The sequence below is a fragment of the Azotosporobacter soli genome (assembly GCF_030542965.1).
GTDB lineage: Bacteria > Bacillota > Negativicutes > SG130 > SG130 > Azotosporobacter > Azotosporobacter soli.
Genome location: NZ_JAUAOA010000009.1, coordinates 16,142 through 41,146, shown reverse-complemented (window position 1 = coordinate 41,146; position 25,005 = coordinate 16,142). Strand labels below are relative to the sequence as shown.

General features: G+C 47.9%; 26 protein-coding genes and 1 other RNA gene. 19 read left to right on the top strand and 8 right to left on the bottom strand.

Translation table 11 applies throughout. From position 1 onward, the window contains the following. From purM to purD, 4 genes are read left to right on the top strand one after another with little or no spacing between them, the layout of a single operon-like run. Complete coding sequence (purM, locus tag QTL79_RS10035; RefSeq protein ID WP_346354841.1) at nucleotides 1-1,050, top strand: phosphoribosylformylglycinamidine cyclo-ligase; 1,050 nt, start codon at nucleotides 1-3, stop codon at nucleotides 1,048-1,050. After that, nucleotides 1,040-1,675: a phosphoribosylglycinamide formyltransferase gene (gene purN, locus QTL79_RS10030; protein ID WP_346354840.1), complete on the top strand. Its 636-nt coding sequence runs from the start codon at nucleotides 1,040-1,042 to the stop codon at nucleotides 1,673-1,675. The genes purM and purN overlap by 11 nt, the downstream gene beginning before the upstream one ends. Next, complete coding sequence (purH, locus tag QTL79_RS10025) at nucleotides 1,672-3,213, top strand: bifunctional phosphoribosylaminoimidazolecarboxamide formyltransferase/IMP cyclohydrolase (RefSeq protein ID WP_346354839.1); 1,542 nt, start codon at nucleotides 1,672-1,674, stop codon at nucleotides 3,211-3,213. Before purN ends, purH begins: the two co-directional genes overlap by 4 nt. Nucleotides 3,214-3,231: 18 nt before the next feature. Further along, nucleotides 3,232-4,509, top strand: a complete 1,278-nt coding sequence (gene purD, locus QTL79_RS10020) for a phosphoribosylamine--glycine ligase (protein WP_346354838.1) — start codon at nucleotides 3,232-3,234, stop codon at nucleotides 4,507-4,509. Between the two features lie 61 nt (nucleotides 4,510-4,570). Here purD and QTL79_RS10015 read toward each other — a convergent pair whose 3' ends face one another. After that, entirely contained in the window at nucleotides 4,571-5,005 is a 435-nt protein-coding gene (locus tag QTL79_RS10015; RefSeq protein WP_346354837.1) for a universal stress protein, read from the bottom strand. A gap of 168 nt (nucleotides 5,006-5,173) precedes the next feature. Between QTL79_RS10015 and QTL79_RS10010 the strand changes: the two genes are divergently transcribed. Beyond that, on the top strand, nucleotides 5,174-5,674 hold the full coding sequence (locus QTL79_RS10010) for a DUF456 family protein (RefSeq protein ID WP_346354836.1): 501 nt from the start codon (nucleotides 5,174-5,176) through the stop codon (nucleotides 5,672-5,674). Nucleotides 5,675-5,690: 16 nt separating this feature from the next. Continuing rightward, the gene (gene ygiD, locus QTL79_RS10005; RefSeq protein ID WP_346354835.1) at nucleotides 5,691-6,467 is read left to right on the top strand and encodes a 4,5-DOPA-extradiol-dioxygenase; all 777 of its coding nucleotides are present in this window, start codon (nucleotides 5,691-5,693) and stop codon (nucleotides 6,465-6,467) included. A gap of 40 nt (nucleotides 6,468-6,507) precedes the next feature. On the opposite strand, the gene QTL79_RS10000 is transcribed toward ygiD, so the two are convergent. Beyond that, the gene (locus QTL79_RS10000; protein WP_346354834.1) at nucleotides 6,508-7,290 is read right to left on the bottom strand and encodes a hypothetical protein; all 783 of its coding nucleotides are present in this window, start codon (nucleotides 7,288-7,290) and stop codon (nucleotides 6,508-6,510) included. A 167-nt stretch (nucleotides 7,291-7,457) separates the two neighbouring features. On the opposite strand from QTL79_RS10000, the gene QTL79_RS09995 reads away from it, so the two are divergent. Continuing rightward, a complete protein-coding gene (locus tag QTL79_RS09995) occupies nucleotides 7,458-8,105 on the top strand; it encodes a L,D-transpeptidase (RefSeq protein ID WP_346354833.1) in 648 nt (215 codons plus the stop codon). A gap of 34 nt (nucleotides 8,106-8,139) precedes the next feature. Here the strand turns inward: QTL79_RS09995 and QTL79_RS09990 are convergent, their stop codons facing one another. Beyond that, nucleotides 8,140-8,757 (bottom strand): L,D-transpeptidase family protein, encoded by a 618-nt coding sequence (locus tag QTL79_RS09990; RefSeq protein ID WP_346354832.1) that lies wholly within the window; start codon nucleotides 8,755-8,757, stop codon nucleotides 8,140-8,142. 163 nt (nucleotides 8,758-8,920) lie between these two features. On the opposite strand from QTL79_RS09990, the gene QTL79_RS09985 reads away from it, so the two are divergent. The 8 genes from QTL79_RS09985 (at nucleotide 8,921) to QTL79_RS09950 (ending at nucleotide 18,092) form a co-directional block, all read left to right on the top strand. Beyond that, a complete protein-coding gene (locus QTL79_RS09985; protein WP_346354831.1) occupies nucleotides 8,921-10,369 on the top strand; it encodes an NAD(P)/FAD-dependent oxidoreductase in 1,449 nt (482 codons plus the stop codon). Nucleotides 10,370-10,389: 20 nt separating this feature from the next. Beyond that, nucleotides 10,390-10,851 carry a hypothetical protein gene (locus QTL79_RS09980; RefSeq protein WP_346354830.1) on the top strand — a complete coding sequence of 154 codons (462 nt, stop codon included), beginning with the start codon at nucleotides 10,390-10,392 and terminating at the stop codon, nucleotides 10,849-10,851. Beyond that, entirely contained in the window at nucleotides 10,838-11,152 is a 315-nt protein-coding gene (locus tag QTL79_RS09975) for a hypothetical protein (RefSeq protein WP_346354829.1), read from the top strand. Before QTL79_RS09980 ends, QTL79_RS09975 begins: the two co-directional genes overlap by 14 nt. Further along, on the top strand, nucleotides 11,149-12,378 hold the full coding sequence (locus tag QTL79_RS09970) for a glutathionylspermidine synthase family protein (protein ID WP_346354828.1): 1,230 nt from the start codon (nucleotides 11,149-11,151) through the stop codon (nucleotides 12,376-12,378). Before QTL79_RS09975 ends, QTL79_RS09970 begins: the two co-directional genes overlap by 4 nt. Nucleotides 12,379-12,406: 28 nt before the next feature. Then, nucleotides 12,407-12,844, top strand: coding sequence for a DUF350 domain-containing protein (locus QTL79_RS09965; protein ID WP_346354827.1), 438 nt, complete (start codon nucleotides 12,407-12,409; stop codon nucleotides 12,842-12,844). A 105-nt stretch (nucleotides 12,845-12,949) separates the two neighbouring features. Continuing rightward, complete coding sequence (locus QTL79_RS09960) at nucleotides 12,950-13,414, top strand: hypothetical protein (RefSeq protein ID WP_346354826.1); 465 nt, start codon at nucleotides 12,950-12,952, stop codon at nucleotides 13,412-13,414. Nucleotides 13,415-13,844: 430 nt separating this feature from the next. Next, nucleotides 13,845-17,384, top strand: a complete 3,540-nt coding sequence (gene nifJ, locus QTL79_RS09955; protein ID WP_346354825.1) for a pyruvate:ferredoxin (flavodoxin) oxidoreductase — start codon at nucleotides 13,845-13,847, stop codon at nucleotides 17,382-17,384. Nucleotides 17,385-17,492: 108 nt separating this feature from the next. Further along, nucleotides 17,493-18,092, top strand: coding sequence for a GNAT family N-acetyltransferase (locus QTL79_RS09950; RefSeq protein WP_346354824.1), 600 nt, complete (start codon nucleotides 17,493-17,495; stop codon nucleotides 18,090-18,092). A gap of 81 nt (nucleotides 18,093-18,173) precedes the next feature. Here QTL79_RS09950 and QTL79_RS09945 read toward each other — a convergent pair whose 3' ends face one another. Next, nucleotides 18,174-18,572 (bottom strand): thioesterase family protein, encoded by a 399-nt coding sequence (locus QTL79_RS09945; protein ID WP_346354823.1) that lies wholly within the window; start codon nucleotides 18,570-18,572, stop codon nucleotides 18,174-18,176. A gap of 125 nt (nucleotides 18,573-18,697) precedes the next feature. Here QTL79_RS09945 and ssrS point away from each other — a divergent pair. The 4 genes from ssrS (at nucleotide 18,698) to QTL79_RS09925 (ending at nucleotide 21,557) form a co-directional block, all read left to right on the top strand. Next, nucleotides 18,698-18,876: non-coding RNA, 6S RNA (gene ssrS, locus QTL79_RS09940), on the top strand. A 99-nt stretch (nucleotides 18,877-18,975) separates the two neighbouring features. Continuing rightward, on the top strand, nucleotides 18,976-19,857 hold the full coding sequence (locus tag QTL79_RS09935) for a YegS/Rv2252/BmrU family lipid kinase (RefSeq protein ID WP_346354822.1): 882 nt from the start codon (nucleotides 18,976-18,978) through the stop codon (nucleotides 19,855-19,857). A 248-nt stretch (nucleotides 19,858-20,105) separates the two neighbouring features. Then, complete coding sequence (locus QTL79_RS09930) at nucleotides 20,106-20,714, top strand: TetR/AcrR family transcriptional regulator (RefSeq protein WP_346354821.1); 609 nt, start codon at nucleotides 20,106-20,108, stop codon at nucleotides 20,712-20,714. A 75-nt stretch (nucleotides 20,715-20,789) separates the two neighbouring features. Continuing rightward, a complete protein-coding gene (locus QTL79_RS09925; RefSeq protein WP_346354820.1) occupies nucleotides 20,790-21,557 on the top strand; it encodes a histidinol phosphate phosphatase in 768 nt (255 codons plus the stop codon). Nucleotides 21,558-21,605: 48 nt separating this feature from the next. Here QTL79_RS09925 and QTL79_RS09920 read toward each other — a convergent pair whose 3' ends face one another. Genes QTL79_RS09920 through QTL79_RS09905 form a run of 4 tightly spaced genes read right to left on the bottom strand, consistent with a single transcriptional unit; the run spans nucleotide 21,606 to nucleotide 24,983 of the window. Next, complete coding sequence (locus tag QTL79_RS09920) at nucleotides 21,606-22,433, bottom strand: MetQ/NlpA family ABC transporter substrate-binding protein (protein WP_346354819.1); 828 nt, start codon at nucleotides 22,431-22,433, stop codon at nucleotides 21,606-21,608. A 27-nt stretch (nucleotides 22,434-22,460) separates the two neighbouring features. After that, nucleotides 22,461-23,276 (bottom strand): MetQ/NlpA family ABC transporter substrate-binding protein, encoded by an 816-nt coding sequence (locus QTL79_RS09915; protein WP_346354818.1) that lies wholly within the window; start codon nucleotides 23,274-23,276, stop codon nucleotides 22,461-22,463. Nucleotides 23,277-23,302: 26 nt separating this feature from the next. Next, on the bottom strand, nucleotides 23,303-23,956 hold the full coding sequence (locus QTL79_RS09910; protein ID WP_346354817.1) for a methionine ABC transporter permease: 654 nt from the start codon (nucleotides 23,954-23,956) through the stop codon (nucleotides 23,303-23,305). Then, complete coding sequence (locus QTL79_RS09905) at nucleotides 23,925-24,983, bottom strand: methionine ABC transporter ATP-binding protein (protein WP_346354816.1); 1,059 nt, start codon at nucleotides 24,981-24,983, stop codon at nucleotides 23,925-23,927. Before QTL79_RS09905 ends, QTL79_RS09910 begins: the two co-directional genes overlap by 32 nt. Nucleotides 24,984-25,005: the final 22 nt, after the last annotated feature.

The following is a 25,005-nucleotide window of genomic DNA, read 5'->3' as shown; positions in this document are numbered from 1 at the left end:
ATGACGTCATTAACCTATCGCGATGCAGGCGTGGATATCGATGCGGGGAATCGCTCGGTTGAAATGATAAAAAAACATGTAAAATCCACATATCGTAAAGAAGTGTTAGGCGATCTTGGCGGATTTGGAGGACTGTTTGCGCTTGACTGGGCTAAATATCGCCAGCCGGTACTGGTTTCCGGTACTGATGGCGTAGGAACGAAATTGTGCATTGCGTTTATGGCAAAGCGCCACGATACAATCGGTCAGGATGCGGTGGCGATGTGCGTCAATGATATTCTGGTTCAAGGTGCGGAACCTTTATTCTTTCTTGACTATCTTGCGGTTGGCAAACTGCAGCCGGAACAGGTTGCGGATATTGTCGGCGGAATCGCAGCGGCCTGTAAAGAATCGGGCTGTGCACTGATTGGCGGTGAGACGGCTGAAATGGCCGGTTTTTACAAAAAAGGAGAATATGATATTGGCGGTTTTGCTGTTGGTATTGTCGAACGGGAGCGCTTGATTACCGGCGCTGCCATTTGTCCTGGCGATGTGCTTCTTGGCCTGCCTTCGAGCGGCTTGCATTCTAACGGCTATTCGTTGGTGCGCAAGGTTTGTTTCGAGCATAAACATATCGGAATGGATGAGGTCGTACCTAAGCTGGGAAAAACGCTGGGTGAGGAACTTTTGACTCCGACTCGCTTATATCCTAAAATTTGCTTGCCGCTTATCGAAGCGTTTGAAATTAAGGGCATGGTTCATGTTACCGGCGGCGGTTTTTACGACAATATCCCGCGTGTTCTTCCGGAAGGCTGCGGCGTCGAAGTTGATATCACGACGTGGCCGCGTCAGCCGATATTCGATCTTTTGCAAGAGTGGGGTAATATTGCCTGGGATGAAATGTACCGGACTTTCAATATGGGGATCGGTATGATGCTGGTTGCTAAAGCGGATGAGGCGCAGCGCATCAAAGCCGCACTTGCGGCGCAAGACGAGGAATGCTATCTTATCGGTCGGGTGACGGACAGTGGAGCGGTTTGCTTGAAGGGTGGCGAATTCGGTGTCGAATAACGCTCGCCTCGGAATTTTGGTTTCCGGCCGCGGCAGCAATTTGCAGTCTATCATGGCGGCAATTAATGCCGGGACATTAAATGCGAAGCTTGCGGTCGTCATCAGTGATAATCCGAAGGCGCCTGCGCTGGAAAAAGCTCGTGCGGCTGGAATACCTGCTGTTTGCATTGCACGCAGTGAATATAAAGGGCGAGATGCGTTTGAGGATGCTTTGGCGCAGTGCTTACTGCAGCACGAGGCCTCTTTGGTTGTATTGGCCGGTTTTATGCGCATTTTAAGCTCGCATTTTATTAGTGGATTCAGAAGCAGAATCTTGAATATCCATCCGGCTCTTTTGCCGGCTTTTCCTGGATTGCATGCGCAGGCTCAAGCCATTGATTATGGAGCGAAAGTATCGGGGTGCACGGTCCATTTTGTCGATGAAGGCATGGATACTGGTCCGATTATATTGCAAGCTGTTGTTCCGATTGAAGAGGAAGATACGGAAGAATCCTTGGCGCAGCGTATTTTAGTCGAGGAACATCGCATTTATCCGCAAGCCATCCAGTTATATTTGTCAGGGTGTCTAAAGCTTGAAGGTCGCAAAGTAAAAGTAGTAAAGGAAAGGAACGAAAAACAGCAATGAAGATGAAACGTGCGTTGATCAGTGTATCGGACAAAACAGGTATTGTTGAGTTTGCGACAAAACTACATGCGCTTGGCATAGAAATCATTTCTACCGGCGGGACTTATAAGGCACTTGCGGCAGCGGGAATTCCCGCGATATATGTTACAGAGGTCACTGGATTCCCTGAAATATTAGATGGTCGCGTAAAAACGCTGAATCCGTATATTCATGGCGGAATTTTGGCAGTGCGCGACAATCCGGATCATATTGCTGCGTTGGAAGAACACGGCATTCGCGGCATTGATCTTGTCGTGGTAAACTTGTACCCCTTTCGCCAGACGATTGCTAAACCAGGCGTCAGTCTTGAAGAAGCGGTCGAGAACATTGATATTGGCGGTCCGGCAATGATCCGCGCCGCAGCAAAAAACTTCCGCGATGTGACGGTTGTCGTCAATCCCGAAAGATATGCCGCTTTGCTTGAACAATTGGCGAATAAAGGTGAATCGGAAGCGTCGTTTCGCATGATGCTGGCCAGAGAGGCTTACAGCCATACGGCTGAATATGATGCATGCATCAGCCGATACTTGCGTGCGGCAGCGGGTGAGACCGAGTTGCCCGACACTTTGCATGTTGTATATGAAAAGGTGCAAAGCTTACGTTATGGAGAAAATCCGCATCAGGCGGCGGCTTTTTATCGTAATCGCCTTGCTCCTGTCTGGGGCGTGGCTGGAGCGAAGCAACTGCATGGCAAAGAATTATCTTACAATAATATTGTTGATGTCGAGGCTGCTTATCAAATCGTACGCGATTTTTCCGCTCCGGCAGTCACAATTATTAAACATACCAATCCTTGCGGAACGGCGCAAGCCGATACGATTGCCGACGCTTACCAGTTGGCGCTCGATGCGGATCCTGTTTCGGCGTATGGGGGCATTATCGGATTAAACCGTGTTGTCGACAAAGCGGCAGCGGAAAAAATGAGCGGTCTTTTTGTGGAAGCCGTCATTGCGCCGGGGTTTGAAGTGGAAGCATTGGAAGTCTTAATGAAAAAAGCAAATGTACGTTTGTTGGCGGCTGATTTCAGCGATACGGATCGAACGGATCAGGAACTCAAAAGCGTATCCGGCGGCGTTTTGCTGCAGGAACGTGACTTGCAGACTGCGCCGCGTGAAGCGATGCGCGTTGTTAGTAAGCGAGAACCGTCTGAACGTGAATGGGCGGAATTGATGCTGGCTTGGAATGTGGTAAAACATGTGAAATCGAATGCGATCGTTGTAGCGAAAGATGGTGCGACACTTGGCGTTGGCGCCGGTCAAATGAACCGGGTTGGATCGGCTGGCATTGCGTTGGCGCAGGCGGGAGCAAAAGCTTCTGGAGCGGTCTTGGCTTCGGATGCGTTTTTTCCGTTTCGTGACAGCATTGATGCAGCAGCTGCTGCTGGAATCAAAGCGATCATCCAACCGGGCGGCTCGATGCGTGATGACGAATCGATCCAAGCAGCCGATGAACACGGCATTGCGATGGTTTTTACCGGAATGAGGCATTTTAAACATTAAAATAAGGAGGTTTCTTGCGTGCGTATCATGATTATCGGCGGCGGCGGGCGAGAACATGCGCTGCTTTGGAAATTGGCGCAGAGTCCTAAGGTGGAGAAAATATATTGCGTACCGGGAAACCCGGGCATGCAGGATTTGGCAATCTGTTTAGAAGGAAATCCCGGCGATAATGCTGCGATGGTCCGTTTGGCTCAAGAACATGCGATCGATCTTGTCGTAGTTGGTCCGGAAGCGCCGTTGGCCAACGGCATCGTTGACGCATTCAACAAGGCGAAAATTGCAGTCTTTGGTCCGAATCAGGCGGCGGCACGCTTGGAAAGCTCAAAAGATTTTGCGAAAACAATCATGATAAAATATGGCATACCGACAGCCGCTTATGCATCGTTTCAAGATGCCGAAGCAGCTAAGTCCTATATTCGCAAGCAAGGTGCGCCGATTGTTGTCAAGGCGGACGGTTTGGCTGCGGGAAAAGGCGTTGTTGTGGCAGCGACGACGGAAGTCGCCTGTCAAGCGGTTGATGAAATGCTGACGGGTCACTCTTTTGGCTTAGCGGGTGAACGTGTAGTTATTGAGGAATGCTTGGTTGGTGAGGAAGTCTCGTTGCTGGCATTTGTCGATGGCGAGACGGTTGTGCCGATGGTAGCGGCGCAGGACCATAAACGGATTTTCGACGATGATCAGGGTCCCAATACGGGTGGGATGGGCGCGTATGCCCCGGCGCCGGTATTGACGCCTGAATTGGCGGAGCAGGTGAAACAAGAAGTATTGCTCCCGGTGGTTCGCGCAATGGCTCAAGAAGGTTGCCCATATAAGGGATGTCTGTATGCCGGTCTGATCCTGACAGAGGAAGGACCGAAGGTCATTGAATTTAATGCCAGATTTGGCGATCCGGAGACGCAAGTTGTATTGCCATTGTTGGATGGCGATTTAGCCGAAATTTTGCTTGCTTGCAGCCAGGGCAAGTTGAGCGAGGTCGATGTCGCCTGGAAAGACGGTGCGGCTGTGTGTGTTGTCATGGCCTCTTGGGGTTATCCGGGTCCTTATGAAAGCGGGATGATCATCAGCGGTATTGAAGGCGCTAAACAGAAAGAAGGCATTGTCTTTCATTCAGGCACAAGACAGCAAGACGGCCAACTGATGACGGATGGTGGACGAGTTCTTGGCGTTACAGCAGTGGCTCAGGATATCCAAGCGGCGATCCGTAAAGCTTATCAGGCGGTTATTGAAGTCTCTTTTGCCGGCATGCATTTTAGACGCGATATCGGCCGCAAGGCATTGAATCGCTTACAACAATGAAATAAGACGCAAGTTGCGGCACGTAAATGTGCATCAACTTGCGTCTTTGTTTATTGAAACACTATTTCACCAGCATGACCGGAATCGTCGAGTAATGCGCGACGGTAGCGCTCGTACTGCCTTGGAAAAAACCGGCGATTGAACTTAAGCCGCGTGAACCCATGACGATCAGGTCGTATCCCTCTTCTTTAGCCAGATCGATAATCCGCTGTGCCGGGTGACCGAATTCAAGAGTGGTTTCCAAGGGTTCGTAGCCGTGCATGCGCTGGCGGGCCATTTCGATCAGTTTGTAACCGGTGGTTTCAATTTCTTCAATGCTGACCGTGATGAACGGAGCCTCGCCGCTAATGGCTACTGCCGGCAATGCGTAGTGAGGTTCAATGACATGGATGATTGTGATGGCGCTGTCAAATTTTTCGCCTAAGGCGCGAGCTTGAGCCAACGCGTGCCAAGCAGCTTCTGAACCGTCGATGGGGATGAGAATTCGTTTGAACATAACATACACCCCTCCCGTCAGTAAGGATCTTCTTAATCCTAGTGTAACACGAGTTCGGCGAAATGACACGAACAATTCTGACAAATTGACAAGAGGATGCAAAGAGGATTTGCGGCGCAAGGAGGCGAAGACAACTAGAAAAGTATATAGGCTGGAGTGATTGGGTTTATGGTTTTGAAGTTGCTGTTGATGCTCGTACTGATAGGCGGCATTTTTCTTACGGCAATCGGTTTTGCCGGAAATTGGCTGATTTTACTGGTTGCGCTCGGATATGGTTGGTATGATGGCTTCAGCCATTTAGAATATTCGGCCTTGGTCATTATTGCTGTGCTTTTTGTTGTGGGCGAGTTGCTTGAATTTCTTGCTGGTCTCATTGGAGCGAAACGCCATAAGGCTGCAAAACGGACGATACCGGCAGCGATGCTCGGCGCATTTATCGGGGGCATATGGGGAACCGGAATGTTACCGCTTATCGGATCGGTTGCCGGGGCGGTACTCGGCGCATACGCTGCCGCTGCTGTTGCGGAGTACAGCAAAAATCAGGATTGGACACGTGCGCAGGAAGTGGCGCTAGGGGTGGCGAAGGGGCAGTTTATTGGCGTCTTAGCCAAATTACTGGCGGCAGTTGCGATGGTCGGTGTTGTAGCTTACTACTTATTTGTTTCATAAAAGGAGGGTGTTTTAGATGGAAAGAATGCCAGTTTTGTTTGTCGGACACGGATCGCCTATGAACATGGTAGCAGACAATTCTTATACGCAAAGCCTGGTGCGCGTGGCGAGGGATTTGCCTCGCCCCTCCGGCATTCTTGTCGTATCGGCGCATTGGCAAACGAAAGGAACTTGGTTGACGGCTTCCGAAAGCCCGCAACTTATTTATGATTTTACTGGTTTTCCGGAAGAATTATATCGAGTAACATATCCCTGTCCTGGCGCATTTTCACATTTGCCGCAAGGAGCGGAGTGGTTGGCCGAAAAATCGATTCTGCCTCATCTGACACGTGGTTTGGATCATGCTGCGTATGCAGTGTTGCGTCATATGTATCCGGCGGCAAATATACCTGTAATGGAGCTGAGTCTAGACTATGGACTTACTGCAGCGCAGCACTATGCGTTTGCGAAAGGCTTGGCCCCGCTGCGCGAGCAGGGAATATTAGTTATCGGCAGTGGCAATATCGTGCATAATTTGCGGATGGCGGATTTTTATAATTTGGATGCAGCGCCATATGAGTGGGCAAAAGAGTTTGACGCGGCGGTAAAAGAGTGTCTGACAAGCGGAGAATATGTTCGTTTGATCGAATATGAACGCGATTTGCCGCAGGCTAGGCTGGCAGTACCGACCGATGAGCATTATCTACCGCTCTTATATGCGGTGGCTCTTGCTGAAAGCGATGACAAAGTGACATTTTTTCATGAAGGATTTCAAAATGCGTCGATGTCGATGCGCTGCCTGCGCATCGGGTAAAGGAAAGAGGCTGTCTCAATAATTTGAGACAGCCTCTTGATTAGTAGTATGAGAGCGTTCGCTTTACAGCGATGGGATCCTGCCATTGACCATTTTGGAAACGATGCGTGGTTTTTTCTAGCCAGTTGCCTTTTTCATCGACTCGATAATGTATTTGTTCAAGTGTGAGCAGGTTTCCTTGTGTGTCATACTGGTAAAGGGTGATCGGGTTTTGCTGTCGATCAAAAATGATAGCTGCCGCGATAACGCCGTTAGGGTGGTAGAGTGTTTTACGAAACAAGGTATTATCGGCTGCATATTCATAACTAGAGCTTAAACTAGGCTGCGAGGAATTGCCATCGGTGCGGTAGTGGTAGACGATATCTCCTTTGCGTTCAATCTTGCAGACAGGGGCGGTCTGGCGATCGCTCGCTGGCGCTCTCTTCGTTTCCAACAGTTTTCCGTCCGGGCCGTAGCATAGGGTGAGAAGCAGTTGGTCGGCGGAATATTGGTAGGCGGTTTCCGGGATCCACCGGTTGCCGGACTGTCGACTTACCAGGATTAGACGGCCGGCTTCGTCATAGGAATAAGATTTATCACTGTAGGAAGTATTGGCGACAAAAGAAGAAATGCGAAGGATTTGACCGCTGACGCCGTAAACGGTTTCTCTGGTCATGCTTGGTAATGCTGGAGCGGGAGAGGGGAGTTCTTCGCGGACAAATTTGATGTTGCCTGCCAAACCGTTATCACTTCGGTGATTCGCGTAAGCGGATGAGAATAAGAATAAGCATGAGAGTGATACGGTTATGGCAATGCAGAGGGTGACACGCCCAAGACAGTTCATTTTACTCGCCTCCGATTACTCTATTTTACTGATGATTTCGCTAACGTAAGACATAATCCTTTTGTCGACTCCATGTATTCATGTTTGAGAGTAGAAAAAAGTGGGTGGAAATGGTAAAATAATGACAAGGTTTGATGCATAAGCGGTAAGAAAGAGAGATGATTACCATGCGTACGCTATTGCCTCTGATTTTGGCGTTGCTGGCTTTCACTTCAGTAGCTTTTGCAGAAGTTTCGTTAAGTATCAATGTGCCTGAATACGCTCTTTATTTGCTGTCGAATGGCCAGCCGGTAAAACGTTACACCATTGCGGTGGGCACTCCGTATGAGCAGACGCCTATAGGCGCGTACCACGTTTTTTTCAAAGAGAGAAACCCGGTATGGTATCCAGGTTCCGGTTTTGCCGATAAAACTCCGGTGCCGCCCGGCAGCGACAATCCGTTGGGTTCGCGTTGGATGGAATTTAAACCTTCCTATGGCATTCACGGAACCAATAAACCATGGAGCTTAGACTATCCGGTATCCGGTGGCTGCATCCGCATGTATGATGCGGATGCGCAAGAGTTATTTGAAATTGTCAGCGTTGGGACGCCGGTGACGGTCGAATATCGTACTATGTTGCTTGAAGAGAGGACGGATGGTTTATACTTAAAGGTCTTGCCGGATGTATATGAGAAAAATACAACGTCGCAAGGAAAATTAGTGGAAATGTTTCAAGCATATGCTGAACGTTATGCAATGCTTAAAGATGTAAAGCTGCCGGCGAAAGTCGAGTTTCAGTCCATTTACGTGACCAAAGTTGCGACGCGAAAATGAGACGATAAAAAAACAGGCGCAATCGCCTGTTTTTTTATCGCGTAATGATGATTTCGGTACCGGTATCGATCAGAGAATATAATTCATCCAAATCTTTCTCTAAGAGTGCAATACAACCCTCCGTCCAATTGACGCCGGTCTTGGTAAGCTCATCACGACCGCCGTGAATGCCGATCCAACCGCCGAGGGCAGTGTTCTGGGGTGGCATTGAGCCCCGCTCGTTGGCGCGCAGGATGGATTGATACTGATACATGTCGATCAAAGCTTGTTTTAAGCCTGTTTCAGCATGGGCGACATCGGGGTAACTGATGCCGAGCCACTTTTTTCCTAGATAAGGGTGGTTATCCAGTGTCGATTTGTCGGTCACGTAAAAATGGCCTTCAGGAGTTTTGTTGTCGCCAAGCTGCTCTTTATCGCCGTTTGGGTTTACGCCGAAAGCGCAACGATAGCTGTGAATCGGTTTGCCGCCTTGAATGATCGACAGTGTCTGTGTTGACTTCTTGATCAGAATCAAAGTTCGATCACTGGGAAGCGGCCCGTTTGCGCTACCGGTGTCGGCAGCGGCCTGCGAATAAGGAGAAAAGAGAAACAGGACTAGGGCAATTATGAGGGAGGATAACAATGTTCGGGGGGAGAACACCAAAAAAATCAACCGCCTTTCAAGACATAAATTTAGTTACTTATTCGATGCCTTGAATAGAAACCCTTTTTTCTGAATAATTTTATATTTGCAAGTAGAACAAAATCAGGTTGTGTTTCAAAATGTCGATAAAGAATGTTACAATATAGACAATGAGTTTTTAAGGAGGAATAGTATGAGTTTCTATGATGTATGTATTGTCGGTGCAGGTGTTGTAGGGATGAATATTGCACGTGAACTGGCTAAATATGAATTGAAGGTTTGTGTATTGGAGCGTTGCGATGATGTAAGTTGTGGTTGTTCGAAAGCCAATAGCGGCATTGTTCACGGCGGTTATTCGGACGAACCGGGCACATTGAAAGCAGAGCTTTGTGTGAAGGGCAATCGGATGTATCGTCAGTTGGAAGAAGAACTGCATTTTGGCTATCGTGAAACCGGATCGATGGTGCTTGCTTTTCGCGACGAAGATGTGGAGAAGCTGCATAAAATTGAAGCGAAGGGCCAAAAGAACGGAGTGGGCGGGCTGTCAATCATTGATGGTGATCGGGCACGCGAAATAGAGCCGTATTTGAGTAAAGACGTCAAAGCGGCGTTGTATTGTAAGAATGCAGGCGTTACATCGCCGTATGAATTTGTGATTGCACTTGCGGAAAACGCGGTGGAAAACGGCGTTGAATTGCGCTTGAATAGCGAAGTAACCGCAATTGAAAAGACAAATGACGGATTTAAAGTCACGGCAGCTAATGCGGAGACGGTAACGGCACGCTATGTTATTAATTCGGCTGGAGTATATAGCGACAAAGTTTCAGCGATGCTAGGGATTGACGACTATAAAATCACACCGCGGCGCGGTCAATATGTTTTGCTGGAAAAAGAGCAGAGCTATCTGGCCCAATCTGTTATTTTTCAAGTGCCGACCGAATTGGGGAAAGGGATTTTGGTGACGACGACATATCACGGTAATCTGCTTGTCGGACCTAATGCCGAAGAAATTGACGACAAAGAAGATGTTGGGACGGATGCAAAGACGTTGGAACATATTGTGCAGACGGCGCGTCTTTCTGTACCTGACTTTGATATGAAAAAAGCGATTACATCATTTGCCGGAAACCGTCCGATTTCAAACTGCAAGGATTGGGTCATTGAAGAGAGTCGTGTACCGGGTTTTATTAATTTGATTGGCATCGATTCGCCTGGTCTGACTTCTTCGCCGGCGATTGCCGTTATGGTCAAGGGGATTTTGGTGCAGGCGGGACTGTCTCTTGTTAATAAGGCGAATTTCAACCCATTGCGCAAGGCGATTATTCGAAAAAAGGATGCTGCATTTAAAGGTGATATTAATGCGACAGACCCGAATGAACATATTATTTGCCGCTGTGAGCAAGTGACGGAAGCCGAGATTATCGATGCGCTGCATCGCGGCATCGCCGTGAAGTCGATCGATGCAATCAAGCGGCGAACCCGCGCGGGGCAAGGCAAGTGCCAAGGGGCTTTTTGCGGCTCTCGGGTCAGGAAGTTAATTGCCGACGAACTCAATATAACGCAGGAGGAAGTGACGCAGCGTGGCCCGGGTTCCTCGATTTTGCCGGAACGAGCAAAGCGTGGTGAGTTCATTAAATTATAAGCGGCGGAGGCGAGTGAGCAGTGCGGCTGGAATATCGTTTATTAGATGCGGCTCAAGAATATCCGTTGCTCTATTATTATGAGGATATATCACTTCGGGAAGTGGAGTTGCGCATGGTATGCAGTCGTTTTGTCAAATTGGGGACTGCTTATGAGAAGACTTCGGTAGCGCAAGAAGTTATGTATTATGTGATCTATCTTCGTCCGGTGCAAGCGTTGCAAAAAGAACAGTGGCCCAAAGTTCCAGAACGAGACGTTTACTTGGAAATGCGACATTGGCCGACTGCAAAGAGCGGGGCGGAGTTGATTGAACGCACAAAAGTAGCTGGCGATTCGGAATTGCTGCTGAATTTGCTTTGCGATTATATGCAGTTTTTGGGGAAAGAATGGCTGGTTCAGGCGGTTGAATTGGATGAAGATCGTGGATGCTATATTCGTTATGTAGAAACGGTCGACGAGGAGGCAAAAGATGCGGTGGAATAACCAGGAGAGTGAACGGTCGAAATCACGACACATCCTGGGCCTTTTTATGGCAGCGGTTCTTCTGTCGAGCGGCTGTTCGCCGACTGCAAATGGCCATGTCCATGTCGATGAGGATCAGGATGGCTATTGCGATTATGACAATGAACCAATGTCGCAGGATGGAACGAGGCGCAATCATTATTACGGTTCATCAGTGCGGAGTTTTGGCAGTAACAACGCTGCGTCAAGCGGCGATGCCAATCATATTTCGCAAGGCGCGAAAAGTGGAATCGGCAGTTCTAGCAGCGGTGCCGCAGGATGAATTATTCTGCACACCGAGAGGCAATCTACCAGCCGTTGCGTGAAAAAGGTATTTTCAATTGGGACCGGATGTATGGTCAAGAATATGCATTGCCTCATTGCCTGGCACTGGAAGAAAAACAGTGCAAAGAGATAAGAACGGCGGTCGAACAGATGGGCGCGATCATCGATACAACGGTGCGGGTTTTACAAGTTGCCGATGATGAACTTCTGTTTGCCATAGGCGTTCCGGAAGCAGCGCTCGGGGCGGTACGGCGAATTTCAAAGTGGACAAAAACGACGCTGCTGGGACGCTTTGATTTTGCGCAGACTGCGGATGGTTTGAAAATGATCGAATTTAATGCGGATACGCCAAGCGGGGTTGTAGAAGCTTTTCATGTGAATGGCTCGGTTTGCAGTTATTGGCAAAAAAAAGACCCGAATGCAGGCATGGCGGAGCGAATTCGCGATGTATTTGCGTGTTGGCGAATGGCGGAGCAGATTGGGGAAGACTCAGTTGATGTCTTCAGTGCATTAGGCTGGCATGAAGAAGATGCCGGTAATACACGTTATTTGATGAAACAGTCGGGCTGGCCAGCGACCTTTTTTTCGTTGCACGAGCTTATGGTTTCGGAGCGTGGCGTCTTTGTCGCTGCAGCGGATGCTTTGCGCAAGGTGGATGTGCTTTTTCGGATGCATCCGTTAGAGTTGCTAAGCCGTGATTGCAGTGAAGACGGCGAAAGGATAGGTGCGACGTTGCTTCGCTTGGCAGCGCAGGGCAAAGTTCGTCTGGTGAATCCGGCGACGGCCTTGCTTGGCCAAACGAAAGCGCTGCAGGCGCTGATCTGGGCTGCGTTTGAATCAGGCGATTACTATGATAAGGCTCAAACGGCGACGATTGAAAGGTATATGCTACCAACTTACTTTGAAAATCGTTTTCATGCTCGCGCGGCGTATGTCGAAAAACCGCTATTAGGGCGCGAAGGACAAGGCGTACGTCTTTATGATGCGCAAGGGCGGTGTGAATTCGGCACGCAAGAATCTCAATATGATGACCAAAGCAAAATTTATCAGAAACGGGTGGAACTAGAACGTTGCCGGGTTCAAACGGAGCAGGGCGATTTTGAAGGCTGCTTGCTGTGGGGCGGTTTCATTCTTGGTGGAGTCGCCAGTGCGATTCTTGCTAGAGTGGGCGGTCAAATTACAGATGATATGGCGTATTACCAACCGATTTGTTTGCGAAAGTAAAATAGGCATAAGGAAAGGATGATGAAATATGGTGGCATATTGGCCAAGTATGGGGAATTTTCTAATCTATCTCGGCGTTTCATTGCCTCTTTTGGCAGTTGGGATGATCGTTTTTCGTGCGACGACGCCATATAATGAGTATTCGCTCCTAAAAGTTGGCGGTTATGCGCCTGAACCGAGTATAAGTGCGGCTGCGCAAGCGGTGGCATATGATTTAGGCGGCAAGCTGTTAGGGATGGCCGTCGTTTTAGCCTCTGCCATTTATCATGCGGTAAGTGTCTGGGACTTATTGACCTGGGGTGTGATCGGGATGGTGTTTCAAGTATTGGTTTTTTACCTGTTTGTCTTAATGATGCCGTTTAAGGTGCTGGAGGAAATTCCGCGTGGCAATACAGCAATCGGTATTTTGTCTTCGCGAATTAGTCTTGCGACTGGATTATTAATGGCTGCCTTAATCAGTTACTAAAATTTGCGCTGAATTTTGGGAAAATAATTTATTCGGCAGGAAATGTGTAGCTGATAATCTAATCTAACTGTAAATGAGATAAATATGCTAGGTAAGGAGCAGGGAATGAAGATTCATTTTACTAAAAAAGAATATCAAACATTGCTGGATATTTTGTATATGACGGATTGGGTTTTGCATGCACACCAGGAAGAAGCGGCGGTAGAGAGTGCGCATTATCGTGAACTGATGCAAAAAATACTGGCAGAAGCGCAAGCGGCTGGTTTGGAAGATTTGGTTGATTACAAAGAGAGCGCGCAGACTTATGTACTAAACCGTAACTTTATGGAACGGAGCAGTGCGGCGCAGCAAATGGCAGCTTTTGAAAATGCAACCTTTTGGGAGGAATTAGTCGAACGGCTAGCACGACGAGATTTCTTAACGGAGTATGGGAAAGAAGAGGCGTTGAAAATGCCTTTGACGGAACGTATCGAGAAAGAGGGTCCGTTTCTTAAGCACTATGATGGCGAATTTGGTTTGAATGGTCTGAAAAATCTATATATTTGTCCGCCAGAGAAAACAAACGAATAGCGGAGTTGAACGATGTTGCAATATCACTGAATGACGTCAGGGAAGTTTGTAAAAAGATCCTTGCGTCGTTTGGTGATAAATGATATACTTCTATCTGCAATCAAAATGTTACGCTTGTTCGCGTGCATTATAGAGACTCGGCGGAAAATCGTAAGGTTTTTCCGACTGGGTTTTTTGTTTTCTTCGGCAATGGTTACTTTTTGAACGTAGTAGAATATATCGAAATAATCAGGTAATATTTTGTCGAAAAAAGTCTTTTGTGATACGGAAATGCTCTATTAAAACTAAAAAAATGTGGTATAATCATGTAGAGCACTTTGTATACAAACATAGGATTTCAGGCGCACGCCTTTAATCATAACTTGGGGAATCAAGGTCGTACGATCTGATTCCAGGATGCAAATTAAGAGATAAGGAAGGGATTTGCAAAATGAAAAAAATGAAGACTATGGATGGCAACACAGCCGCAGCATACGTATCGTATGCCTTTACCGATGTAACGGCCATCTATCCCATTACCCCGTCATCCCCGATGGCAGAATCCGTTGACGAATGGGCTGCGCAAGGGAAGAAAAATATTTTTGGTCAGACCGTAAAGGTTATGGAAATGCAATCGGAAGCCGGTGCCGCCGGTGCGGTTCACGGATCGCTGCAAGCGGGTGCGTTGACAACTACGTACACTGCTTCGCAAGGCTTATTGCTGATGATTCCTAACATGTATAAAATTGCCGGTGAATTGCTGCCGTGCGTATTTCATGTTAGTGCCCGCGCTTTGGCGGCCAATTCACTCAATATTTTTGGCGATCATCAAGACGTTATGGCAGCTCGTCAAACTGGCTGCGCACTGCTTGCAGAAAGCAGCGTTCAGGAAGTTATGGACCTCAGCGCCGTTGCACATTTGGCCAGCATTAAGGGCAAAGTGCCGTTCATCAATTTCTTTGACGGTTTCCGCACTTCGCATGAAGTACAAAAAATCGAACTGCTCAACTACGATGACCTGGAAAAACTGCTTGATAAAGATGCTTTGGAATCCTTCCGTCGCAATGCATTAAATCCGGATCATCCGGTTCTGCGCGGCACGGCTCAAAACCCGGACATTTATTTCCAAGAACGCGAAATTTCCAACAAGTATTATGAAGCGTTGCCGGAAATTGTTGAGCAGTACATGGGCGAAATCAGCAAGCTGACTGGCCGCGAATACCATCTGTTCAATTACTATGGCGCTAAAGATGCCGATCGCATGATCATTGCGATGGGTTCGGCTTGCGATGCAATCGAAGAAACGATCGATCATCTGACGAAAAAAGGCGAAAAAGTTGGTCTGCTCAACGTTCACCTGTATCGTCCGTTCTCGCTTGCTCATTTCTTCAAGTACATTCCGAAGACGGTTAAGAAAATTGCCGTTCTCGATCGTACGAAAGAGCCAGGCTGCTTAGGTGAGCCATTGTTCTTGGATGTAAAAGCCGCATTCTACGGCACTGAGTGGCAACCGGTTATTGTCGGAGGTCGTTATGGCTTAGGCTCTAAAGACGTGGTTCCGTCGCATATCGTTTCCGTATATGACAACTTGAAAGCGGATAAGCCGAAAGATGGCTTTACGATTGGCATCGTTGACGACGTAACGAATAAATCGTTGCCGCTCGGCGAAGAAATCGATACGGCTCCGGAAGGCGTAAAAGCCTGCAAATTTTGGGGCTTGGGTTCTGACGGCACGGTCGGCGCAAACAAGAGCGCAATCAAGATCATTGGCGATAAGACCAGCATGTATGCACAAGGTTACTTTGCTTATGACTCAAAAAAATCGGGCGGCATCACCGTTTCGCATCTGCGCTTCGGACCGAATCCGATCAAATCGACGTATCTGATTAATCGCGCAGACTTCATTGCTTGTCACAATCAATCGTATGTTGACAAGTATGATGTGTTGGCTGGACTGAAGCCGGGCGGCAGCTTCCTACTGAACTGCATCTGGTCGGCGGAAGAGCTGGATGAAAGACTGCCGGGTTCGATGAAACGTTATCTGGCGAAAAACAACATCAATCTCTATACGCTGAACGCAGTGAAAATTGCTCAGGAAATCGGTCTTGGCGGCCGGATCAATATGATCATGCAAGCTGCTTTCTTCAAGATTGCGAACATCATTCCGGTTGAAGAAGCGCTGAAACATCTGAAAGATGCTGTTGTGGCTTCGTACGGTAAAAAAGGCCAAAAAGTTATCGACATGAACCAAGCGGCAATCGATCAAGGTGCCAATGCCATCGTGAAAGTTGCGGTACCGGAAAGCTGGAAAACCGCTGTCGATAACGTAGATGACCAAGCACGTTTTGCTTGCGCTTGCAGCAGCACTAACGTAAAAGAAGTTCCGGCGTTCATCGAAAACATTCTCGTGCCGATGAATCGTCAAGAAGGCGACAGCCTGCCGGTCAGCGCATTTATCGGTATGGAAGACGGCACATTCCCGATGGGAACGGCTGCCTACGAAAAACGCGGCATCGCTGTCGATGTTCCGGAATGGCAACTGGATAAGTGCATTCAATGTAACCAGTGCGCCTATGTTTGTCCGCACGCGGTCATTCGTCCGCTGCTGATCAATGAGGAAGAAATGAAAAATGCACCGGAAGGCTTTACTGCCAAAGCTGCTGTCGGCGCGAAAGATCTCCAGTTCCGTCTGGCTATTTCCCCGCTGGATTGCACCGGTTGCGGCAACTGTGCACAAGTTTGCCCGGCTAAAGAAAAAGCATTGGTTATGAAACCGATTGACAGCCAAATGAGCCAAAGCGCGCTGTGGGATTATGCCGGTCAGATTACGCCGAAAGCAAATCCGATGAGCAAAACGACGGTCAAAGGCAGTCAGTTCGAACAACCTCTGCTCGAGTTCTCCGGCGCTTGCGCAGGTTGCGGCGAAACTCCGTATGCAAAACTGGTAACGCAGCTGTTTGGCGATCGTATGATGATTGCAAACGCTACCGGTTGCTCCTCGATCTGGGGCGGCAGTGCGCCTTCGGTTCCTTATACCACGAACCATAAAGGTCATGGACCGGCTTGGGCTAACTCGCTGTTTGAAGATAACGCCGAATTCGGCATGGGTATGCATCTGGGCACGAAAGCAATGCGCGATGCACTTGCTTCCGATGTCAAAGAAGCGCTCAATCTGTCAATCAGTGCGGAACTGAAAGCAGCGATGGAAGATTGGCTGGCTAATATCAATAATGGAGATAAGGCGCGTGAACGTGCAGAACTCCTGACGGAATTGTTGGCTGCAGAGAAGGGCGAACAACCGTTACTCAATAAGATTTATGAGCGTCGCGATTATATCGTGAAGCGTTCGATATGGATCTTTGGCGGCGACGGCTGGGCGTACGACATCGGTTACGGCGGTCTGGACCACGTTCTGGCCAGCGGCGAAGATGTAAACATCTTTGTTTTCGATACCGAAGTATATTCGAACACGGGCGGTCAATCGTCGAAAGCGACTCCGACCGCAGCAATCGCTAAATTTGCCGCTAGCGGTAAGCATACGAAGAAAAAGGATCTCGGCATGATGGCTATGAGCTACGGTTATGTCTATGTAGCGCAGATTGCCATGGGCGCCGATATGAACCAAACGCTGAAGGCAATCGCCGAAGCGGAAGCATATCCGGGTCCGTCCTTGATCATCGCGTACGCTCCTTGCATCAACCATGGTATCCGCGAAGGCATGGGTTGCAGCCAAGCGCAAGCGAAAAAAGCGGTACAAGCCGGATACTGGTCGCTGTATCGTTTCCACCCGGATCTCAAAGAACAAGGAAAGAATCCGTTCAGCCTTGATTCAAAAGAGCCTAGCACCAGCTTCCAGGATTTCTTGATGAGTGAAGTGCGTTATGCATCGCTCAAGAAACAATATCCGGAAACGGCGCCGGCACTGTTTGCGAAAACCGAACAGGATGCCAAGGAACGTTTAGGCAATTACAAAAAACTCAGCGAGCAATAAACTGCTCTAAGAGAAGAACCGGGCGTGATTATCACGTCCGGTTCTTCTTGTTTCATGAGTGAAAAATTATTATAATGAAGAAAAAAGAAAAGGAAGGGGGCTTGGCAAATGGAAACCATTCAATATCGTGCCGGGCGGCCCGAGGAATGTTTAAGAATTGCGCAGGGCATTTGTCTTGCATCCGGCGGGATTATGGATTTTCTGGCTCAAGCGATGCCGACGTCATACCGTTCTAAAGAGGAATGGTTGGCGCAGGAATTGCAAACCGATCAACCGGCGAGCTCCTATCGTCATGCCGTGATAGCGCAGGTCAATGGAGCGATTGCTGGAATGGTCTATTGTTATCCGGCCGCCTTATTTGGCTTAGGCAGTGAAATGAAGGAAGCGTTGGGGGAAGAGAATTATCAACAGATAGCGGAATTTTTCTCTTCACGGGTCGAAAACAGCCTGTTTCTGGATTCGCTCTATGTTTGGCCTGAATGGCGTCAGCGCGGCATTGGCGCAGCGCTTATTCAGCAGGTAATACGAGAAGCCGAGGCCTCTGGTTTGCCTAAAGTAAGTTTAATGGTTATGGCGGATAATGAGTCGGCTCGTTCGGTATATCGAAGTTGCGGCTTTGAACTGGAAAAGGCAGTGCGCTTGGAGCGTCACCCGTTAATCCCGCACGACGGAGGCGCTTTATTGTTATCGGTTTCGCTGAAACTATAATCTGCTGACAAAGAATGTGCCTAGGCGAAGAACAGTGAAGAGGGAGTGATCGCTGTATGCAATCACTCCCTCTTCATTGTTCTAACATGAAATCTTTTGCGTAGTTTTTGCGCTGAATTTTGCGCAATCAATGATGAAACGTTCATGCCGTCCTTCGCCAATTTTTTCCTTCTCATCAAAGGCGGTTACGTTAAAAATCAATTTACGTCCTTCGACTGCAACTAATTCCGCATTTGCGCTGACGGTCATGCCGATCGGGGTAGCGGCTAAATGATTAATCTCTACCCGAGTTCCGACGGTCGCGAAACCGGACGGCAATAGCGGATCGACTGCAGAAAGCGCGGCTCCTTCCATAAGGCCGATCATTGCCGGTGTTGCGTAAACGGAAAGACCGCCGCTTCCATAGGCAATTGCTGTATTCAAGGTTGTGACAAGTTCCTTTTTTTCGGATGTTAGTCCGGCAGATAGTGAAAATTCCATACAAAACCTCCTCATAAATTAGCTGTTTCTTGCGCTACGCTTATTGTAGCACAGACGCTGGCGTAGGGGAAAACGACTTGTTTTTTTATGAGGGTTATGTTATCATAAAATCTGTCGGAAAGATAGTGTGCCTGCGGTGTGCGTGACACTTATTTATGTTCAACCGACTTGCACATTTCGGGAGTTGGATGCCTTAGCGCTGTCATGGCCTCTGCAAAGGGGAAGGCAAGACCAAGGCTTTATGACGCCCACCTGCTTAGGCAGGGTTTGAACATAGTAAGAGACACGGTATTGCGGGTTGTTTTTCCGATGATTTCTTTAGGGATCGCATAGCAAAGGGTAATCCTTTGCTTTTTTTAATGTATATAAAAGAATGAACGTGTTTGAGAAAGGAGGCTTTAAGGTGAAACGATTTATTCTGGCTTATAATCCGCTGTCGGGTGATGGGCGTTTCAAGTATCGATTAGATCATGTGATTGAACGCTTTCAGCGTGCGGGTTGCTTGGTTATTCCATATCGAATACAGGAGAGAAACCAAAACCAGCGAATTGTTGAGTTGGCGCAAGAACTCGCGATAGACGGCATCGTAGTGTCAGGCGGTGACGGCACCGTACATGAGATTGTGAATCTGGTTGTCGCCAACAAAATGAACGTACCGCTTGGCATATTGCCGAGCGGTACATCGAACGATTTTGCGGTTTACTTGCAGTTAGGACGTTCGATTGAAGCGTGGGTTAGCGTTGTTGTTGCGGGAAAAACTAGGCTGGTGGATGTAGGAAAGGTTAATGATCGCTATTTTTTCAATGTGGCGAGTGCAGGACTCCTTTCCTCGGTAGCGCATAGCGCGGACATAGGCTTAAAAAACACATTGGGTAAGATGGCGTACTATTTAAAGGGGTTGGGTGAACTGCCTAATTTTCGCTCCTTGCCGCTTCGCATTACAGCAGATGGAATGAGCAGTGAAGAAGATGTATTGTTGTTTCTCGTGACGAACAGCAGCACTGTAGCTGGTTTTCCATCGTTAGCGCCGCATGCTAAAATTGATGACGGATTGTTAGATATGATAGCGGTTAGGCGTTGTAGTCTGCCGGAACTAATGACGCTGTTCTTACACTTCTTAAAAGGAAGTCATCATAGCAGTAAGCATTTAATTTATTTGCAGGCCAAAGACTTGCAGATTACTTGTCAGGAAACGGTGGAAAGCGATCTTGACGGGGAGCGCGGGCCGGAGTTGCCCCTGAAGATAACGACAATACCGGCCGCAATTCAGGTTTTTTGTCCATAAAAGAGTAAGAGGATATTTTGCTGAGGCAAGATATCCTCTTGTTTTTTCAACAAAGTGTGTTGGCATAAAATTTTAAGTTGTCTTTGCAAGAAACATTGTTTGGTGTAAAATTACCGTTATGTGCAATTTATTGTTATAATAGATGTAGAATTCAATAATGCCCTATATTGCGTGGAAGAATAGGGGCTTTACCGTGTTAGTCCGTTTGAAAATGGAAACGTGCTTTAGAAAGAGGGGAGTCCACGGTTATGAAACAAAAGCATCAACAAGATATACCGAATAAACGCCAACAAATACTTGATGCAGCTTATGTGATTTTTTCTCGCAAAGGATATCATCGCGCTACGGTAGATGAAATTATTGCGTTGGCTGATACAGGGAAAGGTACCGTTTATAATTATTTTGTCAATAAAGAACAGCTCTTTTATACGTTGATTCAAGAAAAAAGCATGCCGTTTGAAATAGACCTGCAACGTTTAGTTAAATCTGAAGTAGAACCGCTGCAAAAGGTAGAAGCTTTGATCCGCTTATTTCTCGAATTTTATGGACAGAATGGCGATTTATGGCGCGTGATGATGCATGAAGTAAGGGGCTTTGATGTTGAAGGATATTCTGATTTTACTGTGGAAGAACGGAATAAATATCAGGCCTGGTTTCATCAATCGATTGGCATGATTGAAGAAGTATTGCAGGAAGGGCGCGATAAGAATGTTTTGCGACCTTGTGACATGCACCGAGCCGCGTACGGATTGTTTAGCGCAATTGTCTCGATTGTTTTTGGCGGAATGGTCGATTCGATTGAGGAATCGGCAAAGACGATTGCCGATGTTTTTTTGCACGGTGTGGCGAAAAAATAGAGAAAGCAGAAATAGTTGCTGAAAGAGCTCGTTTCCTTAAGTGATAAGGCAGACGTTAAGAAAGGATGAAGTCCCATGTTGTTTGACACGCATCTTCATACCACGTTTTCTACCGATTCTCGTATGACGCTAGCCGAGGCTGCAGATGCAGCTGAGAAAAAAGGCATTGGAATTATTGTTACAGAACATATGGATATCGGTTATCCGGAAAAAAATGCATTTGTATTTGACGTGCAAGAATATTTTTCCCAATATGAAGCAAAGCGCAGCGAGAATATGTTGCTGGGCATTGAAATCGGCATGATGCTGGCACAGCATCAACCCGCGCAAACGATTATTGACGAATATCCTTTTGATTTTGTGATTGGTTCGATTCACTTTGTTGATGAACAGGATATTTATCAGCCGTCCTTTTATCAGGAACGCGAAAAAAGTGAAACTTACGGACGTTACTTTGAAAGTATGGCGGAGTGCATCGGACGATATCGAGGAATTCATACATTAGGCCATATTGATTATATTTGTCGCTATGCGCCTTATGAAAATAAAGAGATTGAGTATGCGGCAATGCGTGAATGGATTGACCCCGTCCTGAAAAAAGCAGCTGAGTGCGAGCTGGCAATGGAAATTAATACGCGCCGTCTTAATTCCGAAACGGTGCATAGTCTGTTGCCTGTTTATCGCCGGTTTGCTGAATTGGGCGGCAAAATGGCAACGATTGGTTCGGACTCGCACCGTCCGGAAGATGTCGGTCGCGGGTTGGGGGATGCGTTGGCGCTGGCAGATGCAGTAGGATTGCAGGCTGTCTATTTTAAAAATGGTAAGCCGATCAAGATGAAATAAAACAAGGGTTAAGGGAGACGTGATTGAAAGTCTTCCTTAACCCTTGTTTTATTTCATTGGCAGCCAGCTTCCTTTATAGCGCTCCGCCATAAAAGCGTGCAATTCAGGTCTGGCGTAAAAGGACGCCAGTTTTTGCAGCGCGGCAGTTGAAGTGTTGGTCGTACGGGTTGCCAAGACGTGAGCAAAGTTTGCGTTTGGTTTTTCTAAAAGCAAGGCATCCGGCAAAGGCTGCCAGGCATGTTTTTTAGCCTGCGCCGGACTTAAGATAAGATAATCCGCCTCGGATTGAGAAAGAAATAAGCTTTCATCCGATTGTACAATGATACGTAGTTCTAAAGGATTCGCCGTAATGTCGCCAGAATTTATCCAAATTCCGCCCGGTTGGCTGGAGAGTGTGATTAGACTGGCTTCGGAGAGTAGAGCAAGACTGCGGCTTTGTTGCTTGGCTTCCTGCGAAATGAGCACGGTGCTATGAGGCGCTGGTAAAAACGATGCAGGCTCAGTTTCTTTTTGCTTGCGGTAGATGCCTAGCGGTGAAAAAATGGTTTCTGTAAGCGGCTTCAAATTATAACTGAGGTCCCGATTGACGGCTTCAAGATAATAAGCAGGTTGAAAGGCGTTGGCATCGAGTTCGCCTCGTGCCAACGCCTCATTGAGTTTCAGATAATCGCCGTAAACGCGAACGTCAATATCCAAATCTTCCTGCAGTGCGATTTCTTTAATCTTATAAGCTATTTCCGCTTCCGCGCCAGAACTTACTCCAAGTCGTATCGGCTTAGGCTGGCTGTCGAGAATCGTCTGCGTATGCCAAGAGAGTACGGCGGCTAAGCTTGTTAGTAAAAGTATAAGTCGTAAAAAACGCAATGTCGGACTCAAAATGGATACCTCCTGTCGATTTTACACTTAAAATGCCGGAACGACGGCGCCTTGGTATTTCTCTTCAATGAATTTGCGAACTTTATCAGAAGTTAGGGCAGCCGTCAACTTTTGGATTTCAGGCCGTTTCTCGTCGCCAGTGCGAACGGCCAAAATGTTGGCGTAAGGAGAATCCTTTTGCTCTAACAGCAACGCGTCCTTCGTTGGCACTAACTTTGCTTCGAGTGCATAGTTCGTATTGATAACGGCTAATGCTACGTCATCGAGTGAGCGGGGAAGTTGAGGCGCTTCTAACTCAACAATTTTAACCTGTTTGGGGTTGGCGGTGATGTCTTGTACGGTAGCATGTACGCCAACGCCGTCTTTCAACGTCAGGATGCCAGCTTTAGCTAAGAGTGCCAATGCACGTCCGCCGTTGGTCGGATCATTCGGTATCGCGATCTTACTTCCGGAAGAGAGCTGAGTCAGGTCTTTGACGCTGCGGGAGTAGATGCCCATCGGTTCAATATGAACTTTGGCGGTGTAGGTCAGTGCCAACTTGCGTTCGCTCGAGAATTTTTCGAGGTAAGGGATGTGCTGGAAAAAATTAGCGTCCAGTTCTTTGTCGGCAACAGCCAAGTTTGGACGAACATAATCAGTCATTTCTACAATTTGCAGGTCAATTCCTTCCTTTGCCAAATCCGGTTTAATGGCGGCTAGAATTTCGGCGTGGGGAACGGCGGTTGCGCCAACTTTTAAGACTGTGGTCTTGGCGGCTGGTGCGGCACTTTGCTGTTGGCTGCAGCCGGTGAAGGCAAGCAACAGAGAAAGTAATGTGAGCGATAGTAAAAGATTTTTTTTCATAGTGATGATTCCTCCCAGAATTTAGATTATTTTTTATTCAACTTGTGGGCGAACCAATCGCCGCAAGACTGAACCAATTGGACTTGAATGAGCAAGATAACGACAGTTGCCAGCATGATGTCAGCGCGAAAGCGTTGATATCCGTATCGAATGGCCAAATCGCCCAGACCGCCGCCGCCGATGGCCCCGGCCATTGCGGAGTAACCGATCAAACTGATAATGGCAAGCGTGAGTCCGGCAATGATGCCTGGCCAGGACTCCGGCAACAGCACTTTGTAAATTAGTTGCCACGGCGATGCGCCCATCGACAAGGCTGCTTCGATGATGCCATTGTCTACCTCTTTTAGCGCCGTTTCAACGACGCGGGCGACGAAGGGGATTGCTGCAATGCTGAGCGGCACAATGGCGGCCATCGTACCGATTGAAGTTCCGGTAATGAGTCTGGTGAAAGGAATAATGGCGACCAATAAAATGATGAACGGGACGGAACGACCGGCATTGATGATCGCGCCTAAGACTCGATTCAAAGAGCGTGCTTCCAGAAGATGTCCTTTTCCTGTGATGGTAAGAAGAATGCCAAGCGGCAAACCGACTAGCGTAGAAATCAACGTGGATACGCTGACCATAACGGTTGTTTCCCAAAGCGACTTAGATAGCAGTTCGATAATTTCTGGCGACATAGCCGATCACCTCCACGTTTACTTGGTGCTTTTCCAGCTCGGAAACGGCAGACTCTAAGACGCTTTCTGAAGCGCGCAATTCAACCAGCAAATGGCCGAACGGCGTACCTTGCAAAGAATCCAAGGTGCCTTGCAAAATCGTGGCGTCAAGATCCAGACGACGAATGAGACGAGACAATACCGGTTGTTTGGCGTTGTCGCCGATGAATGTCAAACGGACGAGCAAACTGCTGTCCGGACTGGCGGTATCGGAAATCGGCAGATGGGTTAAAAAATCGGGCAAATCTAAAGAGGTGACGGATTTTACAAAACGTTGTGTGACAGGATGTGTTGGCGCAGAGAAGATGGACAAGACGCTTTCTGATTCTACGATCCGACCGTCGCTCATCACGGCGACGCGATGGCAAATCTCTTTTACGACGGACATTTCATGCGTAATCAAGACGATCGTGAGACCGAGTGTTTGGTTGATTTCCTTTAATAGTCCCAAAATAGAATGTGTTGTTTCAGGATCAAGGGCGGAAGTTGCTTCGTCACAAAGGAGTACTTTAGGTGACGTAGCCAAAGCTCTTGCAATACCGACGCGCTGTTTTTGTCCGCCGCTTAACTGTGCCGGGTAATGTGTGCGGCGATCTTCCAGGCCGACAAGCGGCAAGAGACGATCGACTTCGCGGCGAATTTCAGCTGGAGTCCAACCGCTGACCTCAAGAGGAAAGGCAATGTTTTCTTCAACAGTACGCGAAGAAAGCAAGTTGAAATGCTGAAAGATCATGCCGATTTGCTTTCGTGCCTGACGTAGTTCCCCTGCAGATAAGGTTGTCAATTCGGTACCGCCGATATTGACGCTGCCTTGGTCAGGGCGTTCCAGCAGATTAAGGCAACGTAACAGCGTGGACTTTCCGGCGCCGCTTTGTCCGATTATACCGAAGATTTCTCCGGGTTTAATCTGCAGATGAATGTCGCGTAGGGCCGTGATTGTTGCGGCGCCTTCATGATAAGATTTGGACACATTGCTTACAGTTATCAAAAAAAACATCCTTTCGTAAAAA

Excerpts from the sequence above, each read along its gene's own strand:
- purM (WP_346354841.1), top strand. The coding sequence starts at position 1 with ATGACGTCATTAACCTATCGCGATGCAGGCGTGGATATCGATGCGGGG.
- purH (WP_346354839.1), top strand. The coding sequence starts at position 1,672 with ATGAAGATGAAACGTGCGTTGATCAGTGTATCGGACAAAACAGGTATT.
- QTL79_RS10015 (WP_346354837.1), bottom strand. The coding sequence starts at position 5,005 with ATGTTCAAACGAATTCTCATCCCCATCGACGGTTCAGAAGCTGCTTGG.
- QTL79_RS10010 (WP_346354836.1), top strand. The coding sequence starts at position 5,174 with ATGGTTTTGAAGTTGCTGTTGATGCTCGTACTGATAGGCGGCATTTTT.
- ygiD (WP_346354835.1), top strand. The coding sequence starts at position 5,691 with ATGGAAAGAATGCCAGTTTTGTTTGTCGGACACGGATCGCCTATGAAC.
- QTL79_RS10000 (WP_346354834.1), bottom strand. The coding sequence starts at position 7,290 with ATGAACTGTCTTGGGCGTGTCACCCTCTGCATTGCCATAACCGTATCA.
- QTL79_RS09995 (WP_346354833.1), top strand. The coding sequence starts at position 7,458 with ATGCGTACGCTATTGCCTCTGATTTTGGCGTTGCTGGCTTTCACTTCA.
- QTL79_RS09985 (WP_346354831.1), top strand. The coding sequence starts at position 8,921 with ATGAGTTTCTATGATGTATGTATTGTCGGTGCAGGTGTTGTAGGGATG.
- QTL79_RS09975 (WP_346354829.1), top strand. The coding sequence starts at position 10,838 with ATGCGGTGGAATAACCAGGAGAGTGAACGGTCGAAATCACGACACATC.
- QTL79_RS09970 (WP_346354828.1), top strand. The coding sequence starts at position 11,149 with ATGAATTATTCTGCACACCGAGAGGCAATCTACCAGCCGTTGCGTGAA.
- QTL79_RS09965 (WP_346354827.1), top strand. The coding sequence starts at position 12,407 with ATGGTGGCATATTGGCCAAGTATGGGGAATTTTCTAATCTATCTCGGC.
- QTL79_RS09960 (WP_346354826.1), top strand. The coding sequence starts at position 12,950 with ATGAAGATTCATTTTACTAAAAAAGAATATCAAACATTGCTGGATATT.
- nifJ (WP_346354825.1), top strand. The coding sequence starts at position 13,845 with ATGAAAAAAATGAAGACTATGGATGGCAACACAGCCGCAGCATACGTA.
- QTL79_RS09950 (WP_346354824.1), top strand. The coding sequence starts at position 17,493 with ATGGAAACCATTCAATATCGTGCCGGGCGGCCCGAGGAATGTTTAAGA.
- QTL79_RS09945 (WP_346354823.1), bottom strand. The coding sequence starts at position 18,572 with ATGGAATTTTCACTATCTGCCGGACTAACATCCGAAAAAAAGGAACTT.
- QTL79_RS09930 (WP_346354821.1), top strand. The coding sequence starts at position 20,106 with ATGAAACAAAAGCATCAACAAGATATACCGAATAAACGCCAACAAATA.
- QTL79_RS09925 (WP_346354820.1), top strand. The coding sequence starts at position 20,790 with ATGTTGTTTGACACGCATCTTCATACCACGTTTTCTACCGATTCTCGT.
- QTL79_RS09915 (WP_346354818.1), bottom strand. The coding sequence starts at position 23,276 with ATGAAAAAAAATCTTTTACTATCGCTCACATTACTTTCTCTGTTGCTT.
- QTL79_RS09910 (WP_346354817.1), bottom strand. The coding sequence starts at position 23,956 with ATGTCGCCAGAAATTATCGAACTGCTATCTAAGTCGCTTTGGGAAACA.